Source organism: Pedobacter indicus (assembly GCF_003449035.1).
GTDB lineage: Bacteria > Bacteroidota > Bacteroidia > Sphingobacteriales > Sphingobacteriaceae > Albibacterium > Albibacterium indicum.
The window spans coordinates 1179175-1203388 of record NZ_QRGB01000001.1 but is presented as its reverse complement, the minus strand read 5'-3'; the positions used below and the strand labels follow the sequence as shown (position 1 = coordinate 1203388).

General features: G+C 39.9%; 19 protein-coding genes. 8 read left to right on the top strand and 11 right to left on the bottom strand.

Going from position 1 to position 24214, the window contains the following annotated elements; translation table 11 throughout:
* Positions 1–9 precede the first annotated feature (9 nt).
* Positions 10–222 carry a hypothetical protein gene (locus D3P12_RS05460; RefSeq protein WP_118194049.1) on the top strand — a complete coding sequence of 71 codons (213 nt, stop codon included), beginning with the start codon at positions 10–12 and terminating at the stop codon, positions 220–222.
* Positions 223–1232: 1010 nt separating this feature from the next.
* Entirely contained in the window at positions 1233–2153 is a 921-nt protein-coding gene (locus tag D3P12_RS05455; RefSeq protein WP_118194048.1) for a PfkB family carbohydrate kinase, read from the top strand.
* Positions 2154–2390: 237 nt separating this feature from the next.
* On the opposite strand, the gene D3P12_RS05450 is transcribed toward D3P12_RS05455, so the two are convergent.
* Positions 2391–2933, bottom strand: coding sequence for an RNA polymerase sigma factor (locus D3P12_RS05450; protein WP_118194047.1), 543 nt, complete (start codon positions 2931–2933; stop codon positions 2391–2393).
* Positions 2934–3092: 159 nt separating this feature from the next.
* Positions 3093–4112 (bottom strand): UDP-N-acetylmuramate dehydrogenase, encoded by a 1020-nt coding sequence (gene murB / locus D3P12_RS05445; protein ID WP_118194046.1) that lies wholly within the window; start codon positions 4110–4112, stop codon positions 3093–3095.
* Positions 4113–4383: 271 nt separating this feature from the next.
* On the opposite strand from murB, the gene D3P12_RS05440 reads away from it, so the two are divergent.
* The 5 genes from D3P12_RS05440 (at position 4384) to D3P12_RS05420 (ending at position 10984) form a co-directional block, all read left to right on the top strand.
* Entirely contained in the window at positions 4384–4740 is a 357-nt protein-coding gene (locus D3P12_RS05440) for a RagB/SusD family nutrient uptake outer membrane protein (RefSeq protein WP_245977396.1), read from the top strand.
* Between the two features lie 185 nt (positions 4741–4925).
* Complete coding sequence (locus D3P12_RS05435) at positions 4926–6284, top strand: TolC family protein (RefSeq protein WP_118194045.1); 1359 nt, start codon at positions 4926–4928, stop codon at positions 6282–6284.
* A complete protein-coding gene (locus D3P12_RS05430) occupies positions 6284–7345 on the top strand; it encodes an efflux RND transporter periplasmic adaptor subunit (protein ID WP_118194044.1) in 1062 nt (353 codons plus the stop codon). Before D3P12_RS05435 ends, D3P12_RS05430 begins: the two co-directional genes overlap by 1 nt.
* A gap of 40 nt (positions 7346–7385) precedes the next feature.
* The gene (locus D3P12_RS05425) at positions 7386–10547 is read left to right on the top strand and encodes an efflux RND transporter permease subunit (protein ID WP_118194043.1); all 3162 of its coding nucleotides are present in this window, start codon (positions 7386–7388) and stop codon (positions 10545–10547) included.
* 104 nt (positions 10548–10651) lie between these two features.
* On the top strand, positions 10652–10984 hold the full coding sequence (locus D3P12_RS05420) for a DUF3817 domain-containing protein (RefSeq protein WP_118194042.1): 333 nt from the start codon (positions 10652–10654) through the stop codon (positions 10982–10984).
* On the opposite strand, the gene D3P12_RS05415 is transcribed toward D3P12_RS05420, so the two are convergent.
* The 9 genes from D3P12_RS05415 to D3P12_RS05375 all read right to left on the bottom strand — a co-directional run bounded on the left by D3P12_RS05415 (position 10970) and on the right by D3P12_RS05375 (position 23157).
* Positions 10970–12898, bottom strand: coding sequence for an LTA synthase family protein (locus tag D3P12_RS05415; RefSeq protein WP_118194041.1), 1929 nt, complete (start codon positions 12896–12898; stop codon positions 10970–10972). The genes D3P12_RS05420 and D3P12_RS05415 overlap by 15 nt on opposite strands.
* 90 nt (positions 12899–12988) lie before the next feature.
* On the bottom strand, positions 12989–13366 hold the full coding sequence (locus D3P12_RS05410) for an acyl-CoA thioesterase (RefSeq protein ID WP_118194040.1): 378 nt from the start codon (positions 13364–13366) through the stop codon (positions 12989–12991).
* Between the two features lie 43 nt (positions 13367–13409).
* Entirely contained in the window at positions 13410–14813 is a 1404-nt protein-coding gene (gene lpdA, locus D3P12_RS05405) for a dihydrolipoyl dehydrogenase (protein WP_118194039.1), read from the bottom strand.
* Positions 14814–14922: 109 nt separating this feature from the next.
* Positions 14923–15444, bottom strand: coding sequence for a plastocyanin/azurin family copper-binding protein (locus tag D3P12_RS05400; protein ID WP_118194038.1), 522 nt, complete (start codon positions 15442–15444; stop codon positions 14923–14925).
* 112 nt (positions 15445–15556) lie between these two features.
* The gene (locus D3P12_RS05395) at positions 15557–16720 is read right to left on the bottom strand and encodes a hypothetical protein (protein ID WP_118194037.1); all 1164 of its coding nucleotides are present in this window, start codon (positions 16718–16720) and stop codon (positions 15557–15559) included.
* Between the two features lie 9 nt (positions 16721–16729).
* Entirely contained in the window at positions 16730–17743 is a 1014-nt protein-coding gene (locus D3P12_RS05390) for a hypothetical protein (RefSeq protein WP_157970258.1), read from the bottom strand.
* 70 nt (positions 17744–17813) lie between these two features.
* Positions 17814–19079 (bottom strand): 2-oxoglutarate dehydrogenase complex dihydrolipoyllysine-residue succinyltransferase, encoded by a 1266-nt coding sequence (odhB, locus tag D3P12_RS05385; RefSeq protein ID WP_118194035.1) that lies wholly within the window; start codon positions 19077–19079, stop codon positions 17814–17816.
* A 15-nt stretch (positions 19080–19094) separates the two neighbouring features.
* The gene (locus tag D3P12_RS05380) at positions 19095–21890 is read right to left on the bottom strand and encodes a 2-oxoglutarate dehydrogenase E1 component (protein ID WP_118194034.1); all 2796 of its coding nucleotides are present in this window, start codon (positions 21888–21890) and stop codon (positions 19095–19097) included.
* Between the two features lie 70 nt (positions 21891–21960).
* The gene (locus D3P12_RS05375) at positions 21961–23157 is read right to left on the bottom strand and encodes a deoxyribodipyrimidine photo-lyase (protein WP_118194033.1); all 1197 of its coding nucleotides are present in this window, start codon (positions 23155–23157) and stop codon (positions 21961–21963) included.
* Between the two features lie 177 nt (positions 23158–23334).
* Between D3P12_RS05375 and D3P12_RS05370 the strand changes: the two genes are divergently transcribed.
* Positions 23335–24201 carry a Rossmann-fold NAD(P)-binding domain-containing protein gene (locus D3P12_RS05370; protein ID WP_118194032.1) on the top strand — a complete coding sequence of 289 codons (867 nt, stop codon included), beginning with the start codon at positions 23335–23337 and terminating at the stop codon, positions 24199–24201.
* Positions 24202–24214: the final 13 nt, after the last annotated feature.

Below are 24214 nucleotides of genomic sequence, written 5' to 3'. Positions count from 1 at the left end.
AATAATATTATGGTATCAGTATTTAAGACCAACGTGACTAATAATCAAGAATCGAGACTTGTTATCAATCATTTAGAATGTATGTATCCTAAAATCAATATCGAATTTGACCTCGAAGATGTTGATAATATGCTGATAATCGAAGGGGATAATTATAAGGAAGATGAGATTGCTTCTCTTTTATTCAATCTTGGTTTCGGGTGTGAATTGCTGCCTTTTTAAAGTATTTAAATGAAATAGAACGTTTGGGTGATTGTTTCCGTATGCTAAAAATACAATAATAATTTGTGAAACCACCTTTATAAGATCATAAGTAAAGGTAGGGTAAAAAAATCAAACACAGTATAAATATTAGCTATTATAAAATAGCTAAAAACTAAGGAGCGCATCCAGTAATTTACTGATCGAATCAGGTACCTAGGTCATTAGAAAAGCAAGGAGAAATAATTTATGTGCTTAATATAAATATATAAATGCAACACGGAAAATACCCTTTAGGATGGTTAGATTTATTATTTAGCTAAATAGTTTTTTATTTCGATTTTTTTATTATCTTGAATTTAAGATTAGTTGCTAATCTTATGGTTGTAATTTTGATTAAACCAGACCGTTCTTTGATAGCTGAACACAGCATTATAGAAATAAATCTACCCACTTGCCTTTATCTATTTTTTGGGAGGTATCTGGGTGCATAGATGCCTAGGCATATAGGTGTATAAATATGCGTATATCTAGATGTGTAGATATCTAGGTGTATGGAGATATAGATGTCTGGGTGTTCAGATGCTTCAAAATAGAATGCCTGTTTTTTGTGTCGTTAAGGCATATTTCCGTATAACCCCTCTCTGTTGTTTCGCAATCTGCAAGTTGTGTTTTTGTACGTACAACCCTCGTACCTCGTGCTGCCCACAAAAACCTCACTTGCCATTGAACAACCACACCCCGATGGGGATTGGTAGTTCAGTGGTAGGAAAAAGGTCGCAACTCCCTTTTTCTTTATTGATACAAAACAAGAAAATGCTACAAATATGTAACAGCCCAAAATTTTACAGTTCCAAAAAATCTTCATATATTGCTTCTGTAAGTCGGAAAGGCATATTTTTGACTCCTTTATAAAGGATAGGCCCTATAACTGTTAATCAGAGGGTCGCTGGTTCGAGCCCAGCTTCAGGAGCGTAAAGCCGGCCAATAGCCGGCTTTTTTGTTTATATTCATTTTTTTAATCTATCATTATGAGTTTAGTTATAATCGGGACGGTAGCCTTTGACGCCATCGAAACACCCTTTGGTAAAACAGATAAAATAGTGGGTGGCGCTGCTACTTTTGCATCTATTGCTGCATCCTATCTTTATGACCAGATTAAAATAGTCAGCGTTATCGGTGATGACTTCGGCGACGAGAATATCAATAAAATTACCTCGAAAGGGATCGATGTAGAAGGACTACAAATCAAAGAAGGGAAAAAGTCCTTCTTCTGGTCTGGTAAGTATCACAATGATATGAACAGTCGTGATACACTGACCACTGAGCTGAACGTCTTGGAGAATTTTGACCCCATTATACCGCCTTCTTATCAGGATTGTGAATACTTACTACTAGGCAACTTAACTCCAGCAATCCAATTAAAAACGCTGGAGCGACTAGAAAAGAAACCTAAACTCGTTGTCCTCGATACGATGAATTTCTGGATGAATATAGCGCTTGATGATCTTTTGAAAGTACTGAAACATGTCGACGTATTGACCATCAACGATGAAGAGGCACGCCAACTCTCTGGTGAATACTCACTAGTTAAGGCAGCAAGAAAAATACTGGAAATGGGGCCACGTTACCTGATTATTAAAAAAGGAGAACACGGGGCGCTGCTTTTTGATAAGGACCAGATATTCTCTGCACCGGCCTTGCCCCTCGCTGAAGTATTCGATCCTACCGGTGCCGGAGACAGCTTTGCCGGCGGCTTTATAGGCTACCTCGCCAAGGTCGGCACCATCAACTTTAACAATATGAAGAATGCGGTGATTTTCGGCTCGGCCCTCGCGTCCTTTTGTGTCGAAAAATTTGGTGCTGAGAAATTAGAAAATTTGAGTCAAAAAGAAATTTCAGACCGGATCAAGCAATTCACTGCCCTTAGCCAATTTACGCTGGACGCGTAAACGACAATAGCCAACGACAACAACCGAAACTGACAATGGTTAAACCACCTTGAAGAACTGTTTTGCATCAGGGTGGATTCAAAAACAAATATTCCCGCACTATATCCGCTTTTTTGAGTTAAAATGCGGATGTAATGCGGGATCATTGCACTATAAATCCATCTGGGAGTAAACCAAGTTTTTCTCTGTGTTTACCACATGTTTTATAGATATTTGGAACTTTTATTTCCGAAAAAATCAGAAGTTAACTCCAGGAAATACGGAAGATTGTATGCCATATGCATACGGCTTGAGTGATTTTTTCAGTGATTTACGAGCTACGTGTATTCTGGTTTTCACTGTGCCGATAGGAATATCCAAATGATCGGCAATCTCGTGATACTTATATCCTTCGAAATACATCGTAAAAGGAACATAGTATTCTTCAGATAACTCGTTTAATGCAGCTTTGATATCATCCATCACGAATTGATTCTCACCACGGTTATTCGTTGAGCTATAGACTAAATTGGAAGACGAAATTTCGTCTGATTTAGTCACCATGCTACTGATTTTTACAAGTCTACGATAGTTGTTGATAAAGGTGTTTTTCATGATGGTGTATAACCACCCTTTCAGGTTCGTACCTTCTTTAAATTTATCGTGGTACGTGATTGCCTTTAAAACTGTGTCCTGAACTAAGTCATTTGCATCTTCATCATCGTGAGTAAAATGAAAAGCATACATTTTTAACGACTCGGCGTGGCTTGAAACCATTGATTTGAATTCGTACTTAGTCATTTGCGTAGGGTTTAGGGAGCATTCGGTTACCGTATTGGATCCCTGCTGCTCAGGTTTAGAAAATCATATTACTTAAATGCATTTTCCCTAAACTTTGCAAACACCGTGCTAAAGTTCCAATTTTTCTTAAATTAACATAAAATAAAGAATTAGTTAACTTTAAATCGTGTTCACTTCTCGTTCTAAAAGCACTCCAAACTTCGCATACACACTTTCAATGATTTTTTCAGAAAACTCATAAACTTCTGATCCAGAAGCATTTCCATAATTAACAAGAACCAAAGCCTGATTTTTCCATGTACCGGTATTGCCTACCTGCTTCCCCTTCCAACCACAATTTTCGATCAGCCAGCCTGCCGCCAATTTGATCCTATTAGATTGTACTGGGTAATATACGATGTCTGGAAAACTGGACTCTATTGTCCGGAATTCCTCGACCGAAATGATCGGGTTTTTAAAGAAACTACCTGAATTACCGATAGTTCTCGGATCGGGAAGTTTACTCACCCGGATTTCCGAGACAACATCAGCAACATCTCGCAGCGAAGGCTCACTGATGCCTCTCCGATCCAATTCGCTCTGGATAGCCCCATAACTTAGATTCAAATCTGGTTTTTTATTCAACCGAAGCGTTACCTGAGTAATGACATACCGACCCTTCCCTTCGTTTTTAAAAAAACTATCGCGATAAGAAAATTGACAGGCATCATGATCAAAAACTTTCATCGATTTTTCCTGGATATCGAAGGCCCGGCAATTAGCAAATACGTCCATTAGTTCTACACCATAGGCACCGATATTTTGAACGGGTGCTGCACCCACTGTGCCCGGAATTAAACTTAGGTTCTCTATTCCAGCATAGCCGTGGTCAACACAGTATTGTACCAAATCGTTCCATACAACCCCTCCCCCGGCGGTAACGTATATTTCATCTCCTTTTTCAAAGACCTCTATCCCTCCGATACACATGTGGATAACCAGACCCTGAAAATCTTGCGTAAAGAGTATGTTGCTGCCACCTCCGAGGATCAGTGTGGCCTGAGATCCAAAGCTTGGTAAAGCTACTAAACTTTTCAATGCCTCTTCATCCTCTATTTTGATATAATATTTTGCTTTAGCATCTACGCCGAAGGTATTTAATTTTACAAGGGACTTATCCGTCTGCCAGGTGTTTTCCATGTTTGAAAAGTAAGAAACCAAAGATAAAAAGATATCTGTCTATCTGGAAAAATTAACATTGCAATCGGTTGTAATCTAATATTAAGCTTCTACCTTTAATTCAAGCTAAACACCTAAAGTATGATTTTCATGTTCCGACGCTTGAGAGGCCTAGTCTTCTAATGGGGTATTTGGGACGATGAGAATGATTTGCGACATGCTGAAGGAAACTGGATTAATATGGAAGATTTGGTTTATAATGCTCCTGCCTTGAAGGGCAAAAACCCTTATTATGGGAAGCCACTCCAAATGTACAATGACAAAGGTCAGCTTATTGTTTCAGATACCATTCGGCTGGCCTCAATACAAACTCAACATACCCGACCTAGAAAACACACCACCGCAAGGTGGGCATACAGATTGGTATGTATTCAGACTGGCAGAAACTTATTTATTACGAGCCGAAGCTCATTATTGGAATGGAAATCTAGCAGCAGCTGCCCAAGACATCAACGCTGTTCGTATATACGATCAGTCCTTACCATGTGCTATGGCCGATGCCCCAAGATGCTATTCGAGCAAATGTAGAAGGGCATATCAATCAAAACAAAGGGTATTCAGGATACGAAAGCAATGTTCCACCACTTGAACAAATAGAAGAAACGGAAAAAAGCGAATAAAAGTCAAAAAAAATGTAACAAATTACTCCCCGTTCTCGTCTTAATACCCGAGAATGGAAGACCTTCTTGTATTCGGCAGTTTAATTGAAAAATGAACTGCTCATTAATTGTGTTGTGACACCGTTTATAGGTACAAGAAATAAGTAATTTATATATGACTTTTGGAAAGCAATTTATTTTTTTCGCAATTTTTATACTTTCTTTCACAAGCGCTAGTCAGGCACAAGAAACACTAAGCTTGCAGGATGCTCTTAACTATGCTTTAAACAACAGCGAAGCGGTCAGGAAAGCGAAGTTAGATATCTTAAAAGGTGATTATCAAATAAAAGAGGTTCGCGCAGGAGCCTTGCCTCAAATTGATGGTACCGCTACGTTGACGAATAATATATTAGCCCAGCAGTTTATCCTCCCAGCTGAATTCATGGGTGGCGAGCCGGGTGAATTTATCGCTGTAAAAGCAGGAACGACTTGGAGCTCATTGGCGCAGGTTCAACTAAACCAACAGCTATTTAACCAACAGGTATTTACAGGGTTAAAGGCCGCAAAAAGCTCAAAAGATTTTTACCTGATGGCGGCTAAGGTTGCTGAAGAAAACCTTTTGCAGCAGGTGGCTTCGAATTATTATCAGGTAATTATTACTCGGGAACAACTGGCGGTCATCGATGCCAATATCGAACGCAATAATACGTTGGAAAAGACAGTATCAAGCCAGTATGAAGTTGGCCTGGCCAGAAAAATTGATCTGGACCGCGTGAAAGTGAACAGCAGTAACCTAAAGGCACAAAAAGAGGAGCTGCTGAATGCTGTAGCCCAACAAGAAAACCTTTTGAAATATTATATGGGTATGCCGGTTACCCAAAGTATTGTTATCCCGGAGACAAGCCTTGAAGAACTGGAAGCGACAACCGCTAACCTGATTGCTGAAAACAACTTTGACCTTAATAAGCTTAGTTCATTTTTGGTATTAAAGGAACAGGAAGAACTTTTAGGTTTTCAGAAAAAAGCGATTGAAGCTGAATTTTACCCAAGCCTCTCACTGGGAGCTAACTATATGTATAATACACAAAGCAATGACTTCAATCTCTATACAAAACATGCATTGAATTATGATATGTCAGCGTTAACACTGACATTGAGAATCCCGATTTTTGACGGCGGTGCAAGAAGTTCGAGGTTGAAGCAGGCATCTTTAGATATACAAAAACTTCAGGAAGACATAAAAGAATCTTCCAATGGGCTGCAAATGGCTTATGAAAATGCAAAGATTCAAATCAACAACAGTCTAATCACCATAGAAACCCAGAATCAGAACAAGATTTTAGCAGAGGAAGTTTATCATAGCACAAAAAACAACTATAACAATGGTCTAGCCAGCTTAACCGATCTTTTGACGGCAGAAACAGAATTGGTGACGGCGCAAAACAGCTATAACCAGGCGCTGCTAAATTATAAAATTGCTGAAATAGAATTAATAAAATCTCAAGGAAACATCAAATCTTTAATAAACGAGTAATGAAAAGAGGAATATTAACCATAGGTATTATCGCAGTTGTGGTTGGATTAATTGCATGGATACTTATCAATAATAAAAAAGAAAACGAAGCTCGGACCGCGATTGTTGCCGACGAGAGTGGGGCGATCGTTGTAAAGACAGCGGTTGCAGAGAAGCAGAGCTTGCAACTTGATTTCTCTGTGAACGGTAATTTTGCGGCTAAGCAGGATTTAGACTTGCTAGCCGAAACGAACGGTCGTGTAACCCAACTGCTGGTTGATGAAGGTGACCAGGTTCGAAAAGGGCAAACCTTGATTAAAATTGACCCTGAATATGCAAACCTAGACTTACAACAAGCGGAGGCTGCATATCAAAAAGCAAAAACAGACATGGAGCGCTACCAAAGCTCGTATGAAACAGGCGGTGTAACGCGTGCACAACTGGATGAAGTGGCTCTGAACCTCCGAAACACGGAAACAATGGTTCAACAGGCGAAAAGAAGAGTTCAGGATACGTACATTAAATCACCCATATCGGGAGTGGTTAACAGGCGGAATGTCGAACAAGGGGCCTACGTAACGCCTACTACACTACTCTTTAACATTGTTGACATTTCCGCGTTAGAACTCAACGTTACAGTTAATGAAGCGCAAGTTGCCAATATCAAAACGGGTGATCAAGTAAAGATTACAACAACGACTTTTCCGGACAAGGAATTTTCAGGGGTGGTGACTTTCATCGCACCAAAGGCTGATGCAGCACTTAATTACCCTGTTAAAGTAGAGCTAGTTAACCCAGAAGCTAATACAGTGCGTGCGGGCATGTATGCTACAGCCAGTTTTGATTTTCCGGATCAAGCGCCACAGATAACTATTCCGCGCTCGTCCTTTGTCGGTGGAGTAAGCAGCAACCAAATCTATGTTCTCGGACAAGATACTACTGCGCAGCTTAAAGACGTTGTTGCCGGACGTATCATGGGTGAGCAGGTAGAAATTGTAAGTGGATTAAAGGAAGGTGAAACCGTTATTACAAGTGGACAAATTAACCTCGTGAACGGAACAAAAGTTAGTCCGCAGTCATAAACATTTGAAAAACTTGATTTTCAAGATAAACGTATAATTAATGAAAATATCAGAAGTCTCCATAAAAAGGCCGTCACTCGTTATCGTTGTATTCACTGCACTCAGTTTAATGGGTATTTTGAGTTACTTTTCATTGAATTATGAGATGTTACCGAAATTCACGCCCGAGGTAGTTTCTATATCGACTGTCTACCCGGGAGCCTCTCCTAACGAAGTAGAAAACACGGTTACCAAAGAAATTGAAGATGCTGTAGCATCGATGGAAAATGTAAAAAAGATTGACGCAACCTCATTTGAGAGTCTTTCTTTGGTAATTATCACATTGAACAGTGGAACGGATGTCGATCTGGCACTGAATGATGCGCAGAGAAAAATCAATGCGATACTCGCAGACTTGCCTGATGATGTGGATGCCCCTTCATTGGCTAAGTTTTCGTTTGATGACTTGCCAATCGTGACACTTTCGGCAACCTCTAATATGGCGGATGCTGAGTTCTATGATCTTATTGACAAAACCATACAACCGATATTATCGCAGGTACCGGGGGTGGCGCAGGTCAATCTAATCGGGGGGCAGGAAAGAGAAATACAGGTAAATTTAAATGCGAGCAAGTTAGAAGCTTATGGTATCTCGCCGTTGCAAATTCAACAGATTATCCTTTCTTCTAATCTTGACTTCCCAACGGGTAGTATCAAAACTACTGAACAGGATATTTTGGTGCGTTTGGCCGGGAAGTTTAAAGATGTAGATGAACTTCGCAACCTAGTTGTCACCACGACTGCAGACGGGGCTCAGATACGGGTTAAAGACCTTGCTGATGTTCAGGACACGCAAAAAGATGTTGAAAAATTATCTAGGGTTGATCGTCGTGCCTCAATTGCGATCCAAATTCTAAAAACTTCAGACGCTAACGCGGTAGCCGTGAGTCAGGAGGTACGTGCGATTCTGGGACAATTGGAAACCGAGCATGCATCTGCCGGATTATCGCTGGAAGTTGCGAATGACAGCTCGCTTTATACCTTGGAATCAGCTAATGCTGTGGTATTTGACCTGATTCTTGCGATCATTTTGGTAGCAATAATCATGCTCCTCTTTTTGCATAGCTTTAGGAATGCAGTCATTGTTATGGTTGCTATACCGGTTTCTTTGATCTCTACCTTTATCGGTATGTTGCTTTTCGGCTTTACGCTGAACCTGATGTCCCTTTTGGGCTTATCGCTTGTCGTGGGTATTCTGGTCGATGATGCCATTGTGGTAATCGAGAATATTTACCGACATATGGAAATGGGAAAGAATAAAGTCAGAGCTTCTATAGACGGTGCTAAAGAGATCGGCTTCACGGTGGTTTCGATTACATTAGTAATTGTCGTGGTGTTTCTGCCAATTTCCTTGAGTACAGGTATGGTGTCCAGTATTCTACGTGAATTCTGTGTGGTGGTTATTATTTCAACGCTACTAAGTTTACTGGTCTCGTTTACAATCGTTCCGCTATTAACATCGCGCTTCGGTAAACTGGAAAAAATTACATCCGAGAAAATTAGTGGTCGTTTTATCCTGGGTTTTGAAAGGCTATTGAAGCGATTTACCAATTGGATCACCAATATTTTGGAATGGTGTTTAGGCCATAAGGCGATTACTTTAGTCGTTGTTACTTTACTGCTTTTCGGCTCTTTTGGATTGGTAATCGCCGGCTTTATTGGAGGGGAGTTCTTTGCACAAAGTGATCGTGGGGAGTTCTTAGTTCAATTGGAATTGCCAAAAGATGCGTCTATCGAGCAAACAAACCAAGTGGCTCTGAAAACAGAAGAGTTTTTGTCAACGAAACCGGAAATCACATCGATGATCACGATGGTCGGTCAATCGAGCGATGGGATGATGGGAACACTTGCTACTCCTTATAAAGCAGAGATTACGGTCAAATTGATTGATAAGAGTGAACGTGACCCTTCCGATGTTTATGCTGCTAAAATCAAGAAAGAGCTTGCCGATATTTTGGTTGGCGTAAAAATTAAAACCGTGCCTGTCAGTATTATGGGAACTGCAGAACAGGCGCCAATTGAACTTATTGTAACGGGTTCCAACTTAGATAGTATCATGGATTATGCAGAAAAGGCGCGTGATATTTTGGCAGACATACCTGGGTCGACGGGAACGAAACTTTCCGTTGAAGGAGGAAACCCAGAAGTTGAGGTAGTCGTGAACCGTGACAAGATGTCGTCATTAGGTTTGGATCTCCAAACGGTAGGTGCAACGATGCAAACGGCGTTTAATGGAAACACTGACGGTAAATTCCGTCAGGGTGAATATGAATACGATATCAATATTCGATTTGATGACTATGATCGGCGAAATGTAAATGATGTAAGTAATTTACTGTTTGCTAATAATCAGGGGCAGTTGATTAAACTATCCCAATTTGCAGATGTAAAAGAAGGTTCGGGACCTACGCAATTGGAACGACGGGATAAGAGCACTTCGGTGAAAGTACAAGGACAAACGGTAGGCCGACCAGCCGGAAGTATAGCGGCTGACTTTGAAACAGAGCTAGAGAAGATACATAAACCTTTAGGTGTAAATTATATCTGGAGTGGTGATATGGAAAATCAATCTGAGGGCTTCGGAACATTGGGTATTGCTTTACTGATTGCAGTCGTTATGGTTTACTTTATTATGGTAGCCTTGTACGACAGTTTTGTATACCCTTTTGTGGTGATGTTCTCGATTCCTTTATCGATTATTGGGGCGTTATTGGCGTTGGCATTGACCAACAACAGCTTGAATATCTTTACTATTCTTGGACTCATTATGTTGATTGGGTTGGTGGCTAAAAACGCTATTCTATTGGTTGACTTTACGAATCACATGAAAGCGGAAGGACAAACTACCAAACAGGCTCTTATCAATGCGAACCACGCACGTCTCCGCCCGATTCTAATGACCACGATCGCCATGGTCTTTGGTATGTTGCCGATCGCCTTAGCATCTGGCGCCGGAGCCGAATGGAAAAACGGCTTGGCATGGGTAATTATTGGGGGCTTGGTTAGTTCCTTATTCTTGACTTTGGTGGTTGTGCCGGTGGTGTATATGTTATTTGACACCATCCTACATAAGCTGGGACTGGACAAAGAAGGCTTACCGATAGATGAGCTGATGGTGGAAGAGTATGAGCATAAAGAGCTGAAGCCTGAATACGAACACTAGTCAGCGCAGATAGTCAAGCTTTTGTCAAGCTTACAAAGAAAGTTCTGAAGCTGGATACAAAAGCCGTATTTTCGGGGCTTAATGGATTCTTATAGCTTATACATATGAAAGATTCAACGCTTTTCCGCTTTATGCAGGTAGCCTTTATTGAAGGTATATCGACAGTTATTTTATTTTTTATCGCAATGCCTCTCAAGTATTTAGCAGATTGGCCTTTGGGGGTAAAGTATGTGGGTTGGGCTCACGGGCTGCTGTTTATAGCATATTTAGTTTTATTGATTAGCTGTTGGTATATTTATAAATGGAGCTTTAAAAGACTTGCTGTATTCTTTTTAGCATCTTTAATTCCTTTAGCACCATTTTGGGTTGAACGGAAATTAAAACTAGAATTGAAAGAAGAGGGATCACTTAAACCCTCAACCTCAGTGAACAGTTAGATTATTATTAATCATGCGGTTATTGTACTGTTGAATAAAGGCTTGCAGATGTCTTTGAAGTGAGTCTTGTGTCCCTTTATGTTTCCTAATCAGATTGTTTTTCAATAAAGGATCCTGCTTAATGTTGAACAAGCCGGTGCTGTGATCTATATCACCGATTAAAAGATAGTCCCCCTGAATAAAGCTAAAAGCACTACCGTTGTTATTGACAACGAAGTTGGTTGTGTCACTTGAAAAAGCATCAAAACCGAATGCGAAGTATGGCTTCTCGTAGTTTAAAAAGTTCAATACAGTAGGCATTATATCGATCTGCTGAACTAACTTATCTGACATTCCTTTCAGCTCACCACCCGGATAGTAAAATACAATAGGTATCGAATATGCCCCAAGCGGTGTTTGGTATTCGGGATAATAGGATACCGTTGCATGATCGGCACAAAGAACAAATAATGTACGATCATACCAAGATTGCTCTTTTGCTGTTTCGAAGAACTTCCGGAGCGCTAAATCAGTATAACCGATGACTTCTTGAACAGGAAGGTTCCCCTTTGGGAATTTCCCTGCATATTGATCTGGCACTTGAAACGGATGATGGGAAGACAATGAGAAAAATGCAGACAAAAACGGTTCTTTCAATGTCCCAGTTTCATTGGCAACGTATTGGAGGAAAGGTTCATCCCATATTCCCCAAATACCATCGAAGTCCTTGTTATTATTATATTCATTTTTTCCAAAATAATGATCAAATCCAGCTAACTTGGCATAAGCTGAAAAGCCCATTGATCCGTTCGGAGCTCCATGGAAAAATGCAGTCTCATACCCTTTTCCTTTCAATATACTGGGCAAACTATTTATCTTATTACCCGAATAAATAGACAAAACATAAGGTTCTTTGATACTCGGAACCCCTGAAATAATAGCCGGTAGGGCGTCTATTGATTTACGACCATTAGCGAACGTTCTGGTAAATGTATAGCTCTCGGTAATCAGTGAATCCAGAAATGGCGTGTAACCCTTGTATTTGCCATTATCTAAATCTTTATTCAAGGTACCAATATGTTCCTTCCCTAAGCTTTCTATAATCAATAACACAATATTTAGGGGCTTAAACTCCTCTGTATTGCTTGGTTGATGGATAGGATTGTATATTTCTGAAAGCTCGGACTCAGTGAAATATTCAACCGGCTTGAGGTCTACCGAGCCCAAAGTCCTGATGATAGAAAATGGTGTGTTAAGAACGATATACATTTGTTCCGGTCTTTCAACAAAATCACCTGCATTATTCAGGGTAATTGGCCGCGTGCTGTGTCGCCACCCGCCTCTGACACCTACTATGCTTAAAAGAACGATGACAACAAAAAGAGCGCTGTGAACAAGGTACTGAGCAGTTCGGAACCTGACTGGCTTCACGATCTCTATATGATTGTACAGCCAGTGGAGCAAAACGACGAGTAATACTAGAGCAATTAGCAAATACCAATAATCAACGAGAAAATCAATTGATAGCTTGAGCATATTCTCTTCATTTGAAAACTGCTGAAATATGGTTCCTGTCGTTCTTTTTAACGTGAATTTATAATAACCAAAGTCGATCAGGTTCAATATAATACCGACCGTATTTGTAATGATGAATATCCATTTACTTACGTTCTGGTACAATTGTTTGTAGCGAAATGTAAATGGAATACTCTGCGTTAAAATATAGAGCGAATTAATATAGATCAGTGCTGCAATATCGAATTTGACGCCGCCAAGCATCATCGTTAGCAAGCTGGATGTGTCTACACCCGGAAATAACGACCGATTTGACCAATAAAACCCTAATCGCAAGAGTGCATATACCAAAAGGAGAATAATAAAAAGGTACAGAACCTTACCGTAAATATTCGTTTTAAAAGTTTTGTTTGCCGACATTGCTGCGTTAAAGGGTAGCAGCAAAAATATCTATTTTTACATTATATTCATATTGATTTAACAATATGTTTAAGTTCGACTACCAAGAGGCTATCGGTAGGCGTAAGTAATTTCGGTTTTACCATGGGGAACGGGAGTTCCATTTTCATCTACATTTACAAAAACGAGCTGGTCGATTGTAAGGATGCTCTTTTTAGTTATTTTGTTCCGTACTTCACAAGTCAAGGTAATTGATGTCCGCCCGAAATGTGTTGCAGTTATCCCCAGTTCAACAATATCGCCTTGCCGGGCTGAACTTACGAAATTGATTTCCGATATATATTTGGTAACAACCCTTGGATTACCAAGTTGAATTATAGCGTAAATTACCGCTTCTTCATCTATCCATCGTAATAATGTTCCACCAAACAAGGTGCCGTTAGGATTCAGATCTTCGGGTTTAACCCACTTACGTGTGTAAAAATTCATAGAAAGTCAAAAAAAGAGCGGAAATAAATTCCGCTCGTAAATCTTACATATGTATCGCTCGGTTTGCAGTAGCTGCTAGCGCTGCTTCTTTAAAGGATTCTGTATAGGTTGGGTGAGCATGACAAATACGTGCAATATCCTCAGCGGAAGCTCTGTACTCCATTGCTACGACCGCCTCGGCGATCATGTCAGCTACACGGGGTCCAATCATATGAACACCTAATATCTCATCGGTATCTGGATCAGCGAGGACTTTAACAAAGCCCTCAGTATCCATGCTGGCGCGCGCACGTCCACTCGCTTTGAACGGGAAGGAACCTGCTTTATACTTCTGACCATCCTTCTTTAATTCCTCCTCTGTTTTACCTACACTCGCTACTTCTGGCCATGTGTAAACTACTCCTGGAATAAGGTTGTAGTTGATATGGGGTTTTTGACCAGCAATATATTCAGCAACATAAACCCCTTCGTCTTCTGCTTTATGAGCCAACATGGCACCTTTTACGACATCACCGATTGCATATACCCCTTCTACGCTTGTTTGAAGGTGTTCATTAACTGGAACTTTCTTACCCTTTTCATCGACCGTTATGCCTATATTTTCTAGGCCTAACCCCTCAGTATATGCTATTCTACCGATCGCCACCAAGCAATAATCACCAGCTACTTTTACCTCTTTGCCTTGTTTATCTTCGGCGGTTACAGTGACCTTTTTACCTCGTACGCTAGCACCTGTTACCTTATGTCCTAGTAAAAATTCAAAGCCTAAAGCTTTAAGGGACTTTTGTAACTCTTTGCCCAGACCTTTATCCATCGTAGGGATGATCGAGTCTGCGTACTCCAAAACGGTGACTTTTGACCCTAAGCGTGCATATACCGAACCTAGTTCTAGGCCGATTACCCCACCGCCTATCAAGACAAGATGTTCTGGAACCTCCTTCAGATTGAGGGCCTCGGTGGAAGTGATAATTCTTTTCTTATCAATTTTAATGGAGGGTAATGAGAAAGGCTTGGAGCCTGTAGCTATAATTACGTTTTTTGCTTTTATTGTTTCCTCTTTACCGCCTTCATTGGTAATCTTGATCGTGTTCTTATCGACGAAAGAACCTACACCCTGATAGGATGTCACCTTATTCTTCTTGAATAAAAACGAGATTCCAGCGGTGGTTTGTTGTACAACTTCGTCTTTTCTTTTTATCATCTGTCCAACATCAACAGATAGGTCTTTTAATCCGATTCCATGTTCTTTAAAGCGATGCTTTGCATTGTGAAAATGTTCACTCGAATCTAGAAGTGCTTTTGATGGGATGCAGCCAACATTTAGACAGGTTCCTCCAAAGGTACTGTATTTTTCAATAATTGCGGTCTTAAGACCGAGCTGACCACAGCGAATTGCGCTAACATATCCACCAGGTCCGCTCCCAATTATAACTACGTCATATTCCATATTTTTTGTTTCTTATTGTATAACAAAGGTAATGATCAAAAATAGCACAAAAAAGAAGGCAGCCAAAATTGACTGCCTTCTTTTTTATATTAAAATAACCGTGATTGTATTATTCAACAACAATTTTACCACGCATCGTACCCCAGTGACCAGGGAAGCTACAAACAAACTCGTATTCACCCGGTTCGTCAATAGTAAAAGTAATAGTATCACTTTCTCCAGGTCCTAATAATTTTGTATGTGCGATGATTGATGATGCAAAAGTAGCAGGAATGTACTCAGCGTCTTTCGCTTTGAAAGCCTCACCACCGAATGCAGCTACGTCTGTTCCTGGCGCTAATACGACGAAGTTATGCCCCATTGATTCTTTTGGCAACTCTCCAACGTTTTTTAATGTAATTTGAACTTCCTGACCGGCTTTGACAGTGAAAAGATCTTTGTCAAATTTCATTTGGTCATTAGCTTCAATTTCAAATACAGCAGTTTCTAAGGCTTCGCCAGAAGCAACGGTTTCAGTTGCTGGAGCTGACTCATCAGTTGTTGCAGTTTCAGTGGTATTTGAGTTACTACCTCCACATGATGCCAAAAATAAAGCAACCGCAGCCGCTGGCACTAAAAATAGTTTTTTCATTTTGTTTTTTATTTTAGATTAAATCAAGTTTAACAATACAAACATACACATTTAGCGAATGTTTCGAAGATTTTAAAGAAGATGTTTTTGTATTTTTTTACAAAGAAGTGATTTAGATTATCGGGTATCTTTCAAAAACCAAGCTCTGATCAAATAAAAAACGATAGGTATGATGCGTTTTATATATTTTTGCACCAATTTGTTCAGCTACTCTCATCATTTTCGGATTAAAATCGCCTATCCAATTCATTTGCAAGTTTTTGTAAGGCATAGATTCGGATTGCACCAAAAGAGCAGATTCTACAATTAAAGCGATCTCGACACCTTTTTTTTGATGCTCAGGCACAACTCCAAAAATTACACCAAACATCGTCTTACATTGATTGGTAAGTTTACGCCAAAGGAATAGTAATTTACCCCATAATGTTAATTTCCCATTCAACTTCTGTACAATCAGCTCATTGACATCAGGAAGCGAAATCCAGAAAGCAATAGGCTCTTCTTCGTAATAAGCAAACCAAATAAGTCTGGGGTCTAATATCGGCTTCATATCTTTTAACAGATCATTTGCCTGTTTTTCAGATATTTCACTAACACCTGCATGTTTTACCCAAGCTTTATTATAAACAGTTCTGAAGTCTGTCGCAGCTTTTTCGAGATTGGCCCTATCGACATGTGAAAAGGTATAACCTTTATGTTGTAAGATCTTTTTGGCACGCTCGGCATAACGCGTATCGAGTTTTTCTTGAACATCACGCCAATAGGTATATTGCTTATAATAAACCTGAAAGCCATAATTTTCAAATAATGTTTGGTAATAAGCGGGGTTATAGTTACACATATAACAAGGCTTGTAAAAACCATCCACCAGCAGCCCCCACCAGTTATTTCTTTCACCAAAATTGATAGGACCATCCATGGCTTCCAAACCTTTTGATTGGAGCCATTCTTTCGCAGCGTCAAACAGGATATCAGCGGCTTTTTGGTCGTTTATACATTCAAAAAAACCACATCCACCTGCGGGACGGTCGGCGCCCCTAGGCTCTTGCTTGGTATAAAATGCGGCTATTCTGCCGATATACCTTCCAGAGGCACCTTTAAGCAACCAGCGTATGCATTCGCCGTCATTAAAAAAATTGTTCTGTGATGGTTGAAATACTTTCTCTACGTCCGAATCGAGTGGTCTGATGTAATTGGAATCTCCCTTATAGAATTGAGGTGCCATCTCGATAAAATCCCGGCTCAGCTCAACACTATTTACTTCAATTAAATTCATACCGTAAAACTACTTAAACCTTGTGTTTTTTAAAAGATGTGCTGACCCGATATTATAGCGGAGTAATAGGGTCTGTTGATTATCTATCGCACCCGCTGTAAAATGAAAACTCGCGATCAATTTTGCCGAAAACCGCTTATTTCTCAACGGTGACCAACCTAAATCTAAGCGATTGTATAGCTTTTCTGAATAAAAATCGTCACCAAGTGCAAGAGCTTGTCGGTCGCCGACATAAAATGTATTGTGAACGAAAAATGAACGATAAGCTCCATGAACTTCAATCAAAGCACCCCGCGCCCCTTTCCAATCGTAAACACCGCGTAAACGGTCGGCTGATAAAATACCCCCAACTCCGAAAGTTAAAGAGTCTAAATCAGAAATCTTCGTCATGTCTATGCCCACTTGTGCTGTAATAGCGACATTATCTTGAAGATGCATGTCCTCTGGGGGATTATCAGGAAGTGCATTGTGCCAAAGCAACGCATCATGAGCAACAAAGAACATTCCTAGCTGAACCTTACCGGAAGCCCCGACCATAAACTGTTCACGTTGATCAACTGATTGTTTACTAACCCAGTCAATCCATATATTTTGATTAAGCAGGGGCTTTTCAACTTTAAAGAGTAGTCCAGTATGATTCGGACGAAAATAGATAAGCGTGTCACTCAGTAGCGCCCTTGAAAAGTCATCTGTTAAGCCTCTACGAGGAAAGGCCCCCATATAGAAGCTGATGTGATCTTTTTGATAATTATAATAAACTGTGGGGCTAATCTTATTACTAAATTGCTTGGTTCCGAACTCGTGTAAAAGATTCATCCCAAAACGGATTCGATGTGTACTATCTACCAGCAAGCCAACTTCCGGACTCAATTGGGTGCCTAGAAAGGTAGCTGACTCCCTACCCGAAGCAGCGTACTCCCTATTATCAACAAACCCGAAGAAGCCTACATCCCACTCCAGCATCTGTGCCTTTATCTGGATAAGGCATAACATAAGGATGACCGTGAGATAAAATCTTTTCAAGGAATAATTTTCTAGAGAGGACCTATAATTGAAGAGGGATTAACGTCGTAATCCCTCTTTATTTGTAAAATTAAACATCCAATAGGAGTCTCGTTGGATCTTCGAGTAGTTCTTTAACCCGAACCAGGAAACTCACAGACTCTCGTCCGTCGATAATTCTGTGATCATAAGACAATGCAACATACATCATCGGTCGGATCACTACCTCGCCATTTATGGCTACCGGTCTTTGGATAATGTTATGCATTCCTAAGATTGCCGATTGAGGTGCATTAATAATTGGAGTTGACATCATTGAACCGAACACACCGCCATTGGTAATCGTAAAGGTTCCACCCGTCATCTCTTCGATTGTCAGTTTATTATCTCGAGCTTTACCTGCCAGTTCAGCAACACTCTTCTCAATATCTTGAAGAGACTTTGATTCTGCATTCCGAATAATCGGAACAACAAGCCCTTTAGGTGCAGAAACAGCAATTGAGATGTCAACGAAGTTACTGAATACAATTTCATTTTCCTCAATTCTTGCGTTGACAGATGGCCACTCTTTTAGTGCCATACAAACTGCTTTGGCAAAAAATGACATGAACCCAAGTCCAATACCATGTTTTTCCTTAAACTTATCCTTATACTTCGATCTAATATCCATGATAGGTTTCATGTCAACTTCATTAAATGTTGTTAACATCGCCGTTTCGTTCTTCACCGTAACCAATCGCTTCGCTATTGTTTTACGCAAAGAGGACATTTTTTCTCTCTTTTCTTCTCTAGCTCCGCTTGACGCCGCGGTCGAAGTTGCCGGACTTGCAGAAGCAGATGCTTGTTGATTATCGGCTTTTGCTTCCGATTTAGCAGGTGAAGCATTTAAAGCATCTTCTTTCGTGATTCGACCGTCCTTGCCTGTACCTTTAACAGATTGCGGGTCAATACCTTTTTCTTTCAATATCTTAGCAGCAGCGGGAGAAGCAGTTCCTGATGCATAAGTATCTTGAGTCTCTGTTTGTGTACTTGCACTGGCTTGGGAATCACTTTTCGGTTCATCCTTAGCCTCTTCAGCCGGTTTTTCATTATCTGTTTTTTCCGCAGATCCTTCGGATTTACCGCCTTCTTCAATCTTACAGATAATAGCACCGATTTCCAGTGTATCTCCCTCACTGGCTACATGCCGTAAAATACCCGCCTTTTCTGCTGGTAACTCAAAAGTTGCTTTGTCTGACTCAAGCTCGGCAATAACCTCATCCATCTCAACATAATCACCGTCATTCTTTAGCCACTCGGCCACGGTTACCTCTGTAATTGACTCGCCTACGGTAGGCACTTTCATTTCTAAACTCATAAATGCTTCGTTTTGTTAATCTACTTTTGCTGCCTCTTTGGTTGTTTTCTTGATAGTCTCCTTGACCTCTGTGCCAACCTTGGTTTCGAAAGCTTTTTCGACGATAACCAGCTGTTGGGCAATGTGCTGTTTTTGATAACCTGTTGCCGGACTACTTCCTTCTTTACGGCAAATTACTTCCAAGCTAATTCTTGATTTACGTAACTTCCGACATATGTACGGCCAAGCCCCCATGTTCTCTGGCTCTTCCTGTACCCAGAGAAACTCTTCAGCGTTCTTATATTTTGTTTTTATAGCGCGGAGCTTATCCATAGGAATCGGATATAACTGCTCAACTCTAACGATTGCCACATCTTTACGTTTGGCCGTTTGCTGTTTATCCAATAAATCATAATAAACTTTACCGGTACAAAACAGAACTCGTTTGACATTAGCAGAGCGTACATAATTATCATCGATAACTTCTCGGAACTTTCCTTTTGTAAACTCTTCTAATTTTGACATCACCAATGGATGGCGCAATAAGCTTTTCGGTGTAAATACAATTAGAGGTTTTCTAAAATCTCGGTGCAGTTGTCTTCTTAAAATATGGAAAAAGCTGGCGGGAGTCGTACAATTTGCTACCTGCATATTATTCTCCGCGCATAACTCCAGAAAACGCTCTAGACGAGCGGAAGAATGTTCAGGCCCTTGTCCCTCGTAGCCATGAGGAAGCAACATTACCAATCCATTCGAACGCCGCCATTTTGCTTCGGCACTGGCTATGTATTGGTCGATAATGATTTGTGCGCCATTAACAAAGTCCCCGAACTGGGCCTCCCATATGGTTAGTGAGTGTGGATTTGCTAACGCATAACCATATTCAAAACCCAAAACTCCATATTCCGAAAGATGAGAATTATAAATATCAAACCTCGCGGTTCCGTCATTCAACTGTGCGAGGGGCACGTACTCTTCTTCAGAATCTTCCAAGGTCAATATGGCATGCCGATGAGAGAAGGTACCTCGCTCAACATCTTGACCTGAAATACGCACCCTTTTGCCCTCATTCAATAAGGTACCATAAGCCATCAATTCACCCATAGCCCAGTCAAACGTTTTGTTCTCAACCATTTTCCGTCGCTCAGCAAATAGACGTTCAATTTTTCTGAAGAACTTCTTATCCTCAGGTAACTGTGTAATTTCTTTGGCTATCTTTATAAAGTCCTTCTCGGAGACAGCAGTATCAGCGGGAACAAATATATCCTCGTATTTTGCTTTTCTTAAACCGTTCCATGCACCGGAATACATCGGATTAACATCCGGAATATTCTCGTCATCTTTAGACTCATCCAGCCGCTCTTGTAATAATGCTCTAAAGTTTTTCTCCATTTCTTTCGCAAGGCTAGCATCAACACTCCCTTGCTCAAGAAGTTTTTTGTTATATATTTCGCGTGGATTAAGATGTTTCTCTATTGCCTTGTATAGCAAAGGCTGCGTAAATTTCGGCTCATCTGCTTCATTGTGCCCATAGCGACGATAGCAAAGCATATCGATAAATACATCAGTATGATATTTTTGACGATACTCCACAGCCATATTAATCGCATAGACCAAAGCCTCCACATCATCTCCATTTACATGAAATACAGGTGAAAGGGTTACTTTGGCAATATCGGTACAGTATGTGGATGACCGAGCATCTTTATAATTTGTGGTAAATCCAACTTGGTTATTTATCACTACATGAATTGTACCTCCGGTTTTGTAGCCACTCAATTTCGACATTTGAATAACTTCATACATAATTCCCTGTCCTGCTACCGCTGCATCTCCATGGATGAGGATAGGAGCAATTTTAGAGCTTTGCCCATCATACTTCATATCAATCTTTGAACGGACAATTCCCTCAACCACCGGGTTGACAGTTTCCAAGTGAGATGGATTTGGGCACAAGCTTAAATGAACGCTTTTGTTACTTGCAGTAGTCACATCAGTCGAGAAACCCAAATGGTATTTAACATCGCCTCCAAATTCAGTATCTTCCGTGGTCTTACCCTCGAATTCACTAAATAAAGTTTCATATGTTTTACCCAATATGTTGGCTAATACGTTCAACCTTCCCCGATGCGCCATACCAATCACAAATTCTTCAATACCTAAGTCAGCTCCTTTCTGAATTACAGAATCCAAAGCAGGTATTAAACTTTCAGCACCCTCGAGTGAAAAACGCTTCTGACCCAAAAACTTCGTACCTAAAAAATTTTCGAACACAACGGCTTCATTCAGTTTCTGAAGTATCCGCTTTTTTGTCTCGATATCAAAGTTAGGCTCATTCCGCTCACCCTCCATTCTACTCTGAAGCCATGCTATTTTTTCCGGATGACGAATATATTTAAATTCTGCACCAATTGTATCGCAATAGGTATCTTCAATTAGTTGACGAATATCCCGGAGCTTAGCAGGGCCTAATCCCACTTCAACACCCGCATTAAATACGGTATCCATATCCGATTCCTCCAGACCAAATGTAGCAAGCTCTTTGCCTGGAAAATATTGTCGACGTTCACGGACTGGATTAGTCTTTGTAAATAAATGGCCTCTTTCTCGGTAGCCATTTATCATATTTAATACATTGATTTCCTTTAAAATATGTTCAGGAGTTTCAGCGGTGGTAGGTGTACCGGTTCCTTGAGATGATGAACCGAAATCAAACCCTTCAAAGAATTTTTGCCACCCAAAATCAACAGACTCTGGATCATTTTTATATGACTCATACATTGAATCAATATAACGTGAGTCAGCGTTACTCAAAAAAGAAAGCTTATTCATGTTTTTATACGTATAAAGCAAAGTTATAAATTAAATGATTGTGGCAGTAAGGAATCTAGGATTTTTTTAATTAACTAACAATATAATTCTGATTATGTTTAGAGCTACTACCAACACCCGCCACATGAGCCCAGCTCCCATAGTTATTTGCTGGACTATAATCGATTAATTTTTCCTCAAAATAAGCAGCTCCCAAAAGCCAATTCACATTTAGGTCATGCACGAGATACGATGCGGCAATTAGCTTTTTTTGACGATCTATATAGCCAGTTTCATTAAGGGATTTCATAATTTCATTTACTTCAACATTTTCTGTCGTCCCATTTTTCCATTTCTCAAAATCCTGGTCGGTGCCAGTATAGACGGGAGCCTGAGACGCAAACCCTTCAAGTTTAAAAAATTGATTTTTATGCTTCTTGAACATGAATCGGTAATAATCATGCCACCACAGCTCATCCATTAACCTGTTAAGGGTTGCTTTCGAGAAATTAGTCTGCTTTACAAGAGCATGGTAGAAGGTATGGACGGAAAGGCAGCCTAAGTTCAACCACGGAGACAAACCTGATTCAGGCCAGTCACTATCCATGCTTTTAATCAAATTATTTAGACGTAAAACTGCTTCTCCTTCTCCACCTTTAATCGGAGATGCTAAAGCCTGTGCAATTTCATGCTTATCAAAACCCAATACTGTCAGATCGGGCACATCACTACTTTCAGCAACTTCGACAAAATTCATATTCGAGCCGACTTCAATACTAGGCCTAATAACCCCTTCTTTTATTGTCTTTCGTTTAAAAACATTGAAATCATTGGGAATATCTCTAATGGGAAAAGGCAAATCCTCCTTATGGTACAAAGTGTGTCCAATAAAGTGACGTAGATTTAATTGAAGTTTCCACAAAGCCTCTTCTACAAGACCCGACACCTTGGTTTCTTCCTGAGCTACCTCACGATGATGATAAACTTCATCGACATTATATTTTTTGGCAAGGACAGGCAGTATCTCTTCTGGCAAACCATGCTCTATAATCAGATTCCCACCCATCGCACGAAAAGATTGTTGTAAATCGCGAACGCTATCGTTGATAAACTTTGCACGCATGACACCAGTTTTTTTAAACTGTTGATTTGTTACGGTAAACAAACGAGTGTCATAAATATAGACAGGCAAGATTAAACTGGCTTTTTCCGTTGCCAGACTAATCATTTCATTATCACAAATTCGTAAGTCGTTTCTAAACCAAAGTAATATGGTCCTTTTATCCATTCTTAGAAGTAATTCGTGTAAAACAAATATACTTCATATTTGAACGTTCTTTTCAACAATTCGACTATAATGGAGATATTTACATTCTATTTACAATACCCTATATTAAATACATGCAAAAGAAACTTTTGACGCTATTAATTTGTAGTAGTATAAAGGAATACGAATTTTTCTAAAATGAACATATTATTAACCGGCGTCAACAACTATTTAGGACAGGAATTAGTATCGTATTTTCTTAAGAAAGATTATTGGGTTACGTGTTTGATACGGAGTGAAACACTTTTTTATGCCAACAAGAAAACTGAGAAAAATTTATCAACGATACAAGGAGATCTAATTCGCGAAAAATATTCTAAAAACTTCCCTGAAGATCTTGATGTCGCATTTTACTTTAGCTATTATATAGCAGAACGAGGTGATATTTATCAAGAACTCGAACTGTTATCCTTACAAAATTACATAAAGAAAGCAAGACGCGTCAATTGTTCGCATTTAATTTACGTGCTACCTCTGCGCTCTCCAGTAATCGATGAGGTGAAGGACTTACTCGAGGAAAGCTATATTCCTTATACAATTATTAGAACCAGTAATATTGTAGGGAAAGATTCACTCTTAATGCAGATTTTTAAAAAGATGACTAAAAATCTGACAATAGTTTCAAATACAAAATTGGCTAAAAGCCGATGCCAGCCCATAGCACTATCTGATGCCATTGCTTATCTGGACTTTATCTCATTTAATCCGGCAGTATTCAATCAAAGTTTCGATATCGGAGGCCCAGAAATATTAAGTTATAAAGAGATGTTGTTGGAGTTCATGAAACTTTCAAAAGTAAAACGAACAGTCATAACTCTACCGTTTGTTCATACATTCTTTTCCACCTTTTGGCTAAGTACAAGTGGCGGTTTACCTAAAAAAATTGCCGGAGCTTTTAGTAAAAATATTCAAGGTGATCTGCTATGCGAGGACAATAAGATTCATGACCTTTTTCCCCACACATGCTTAACGTTTAAAGAAGCTGTTTTAGAAGCTATTTCCTAGCAACCAAATTCTC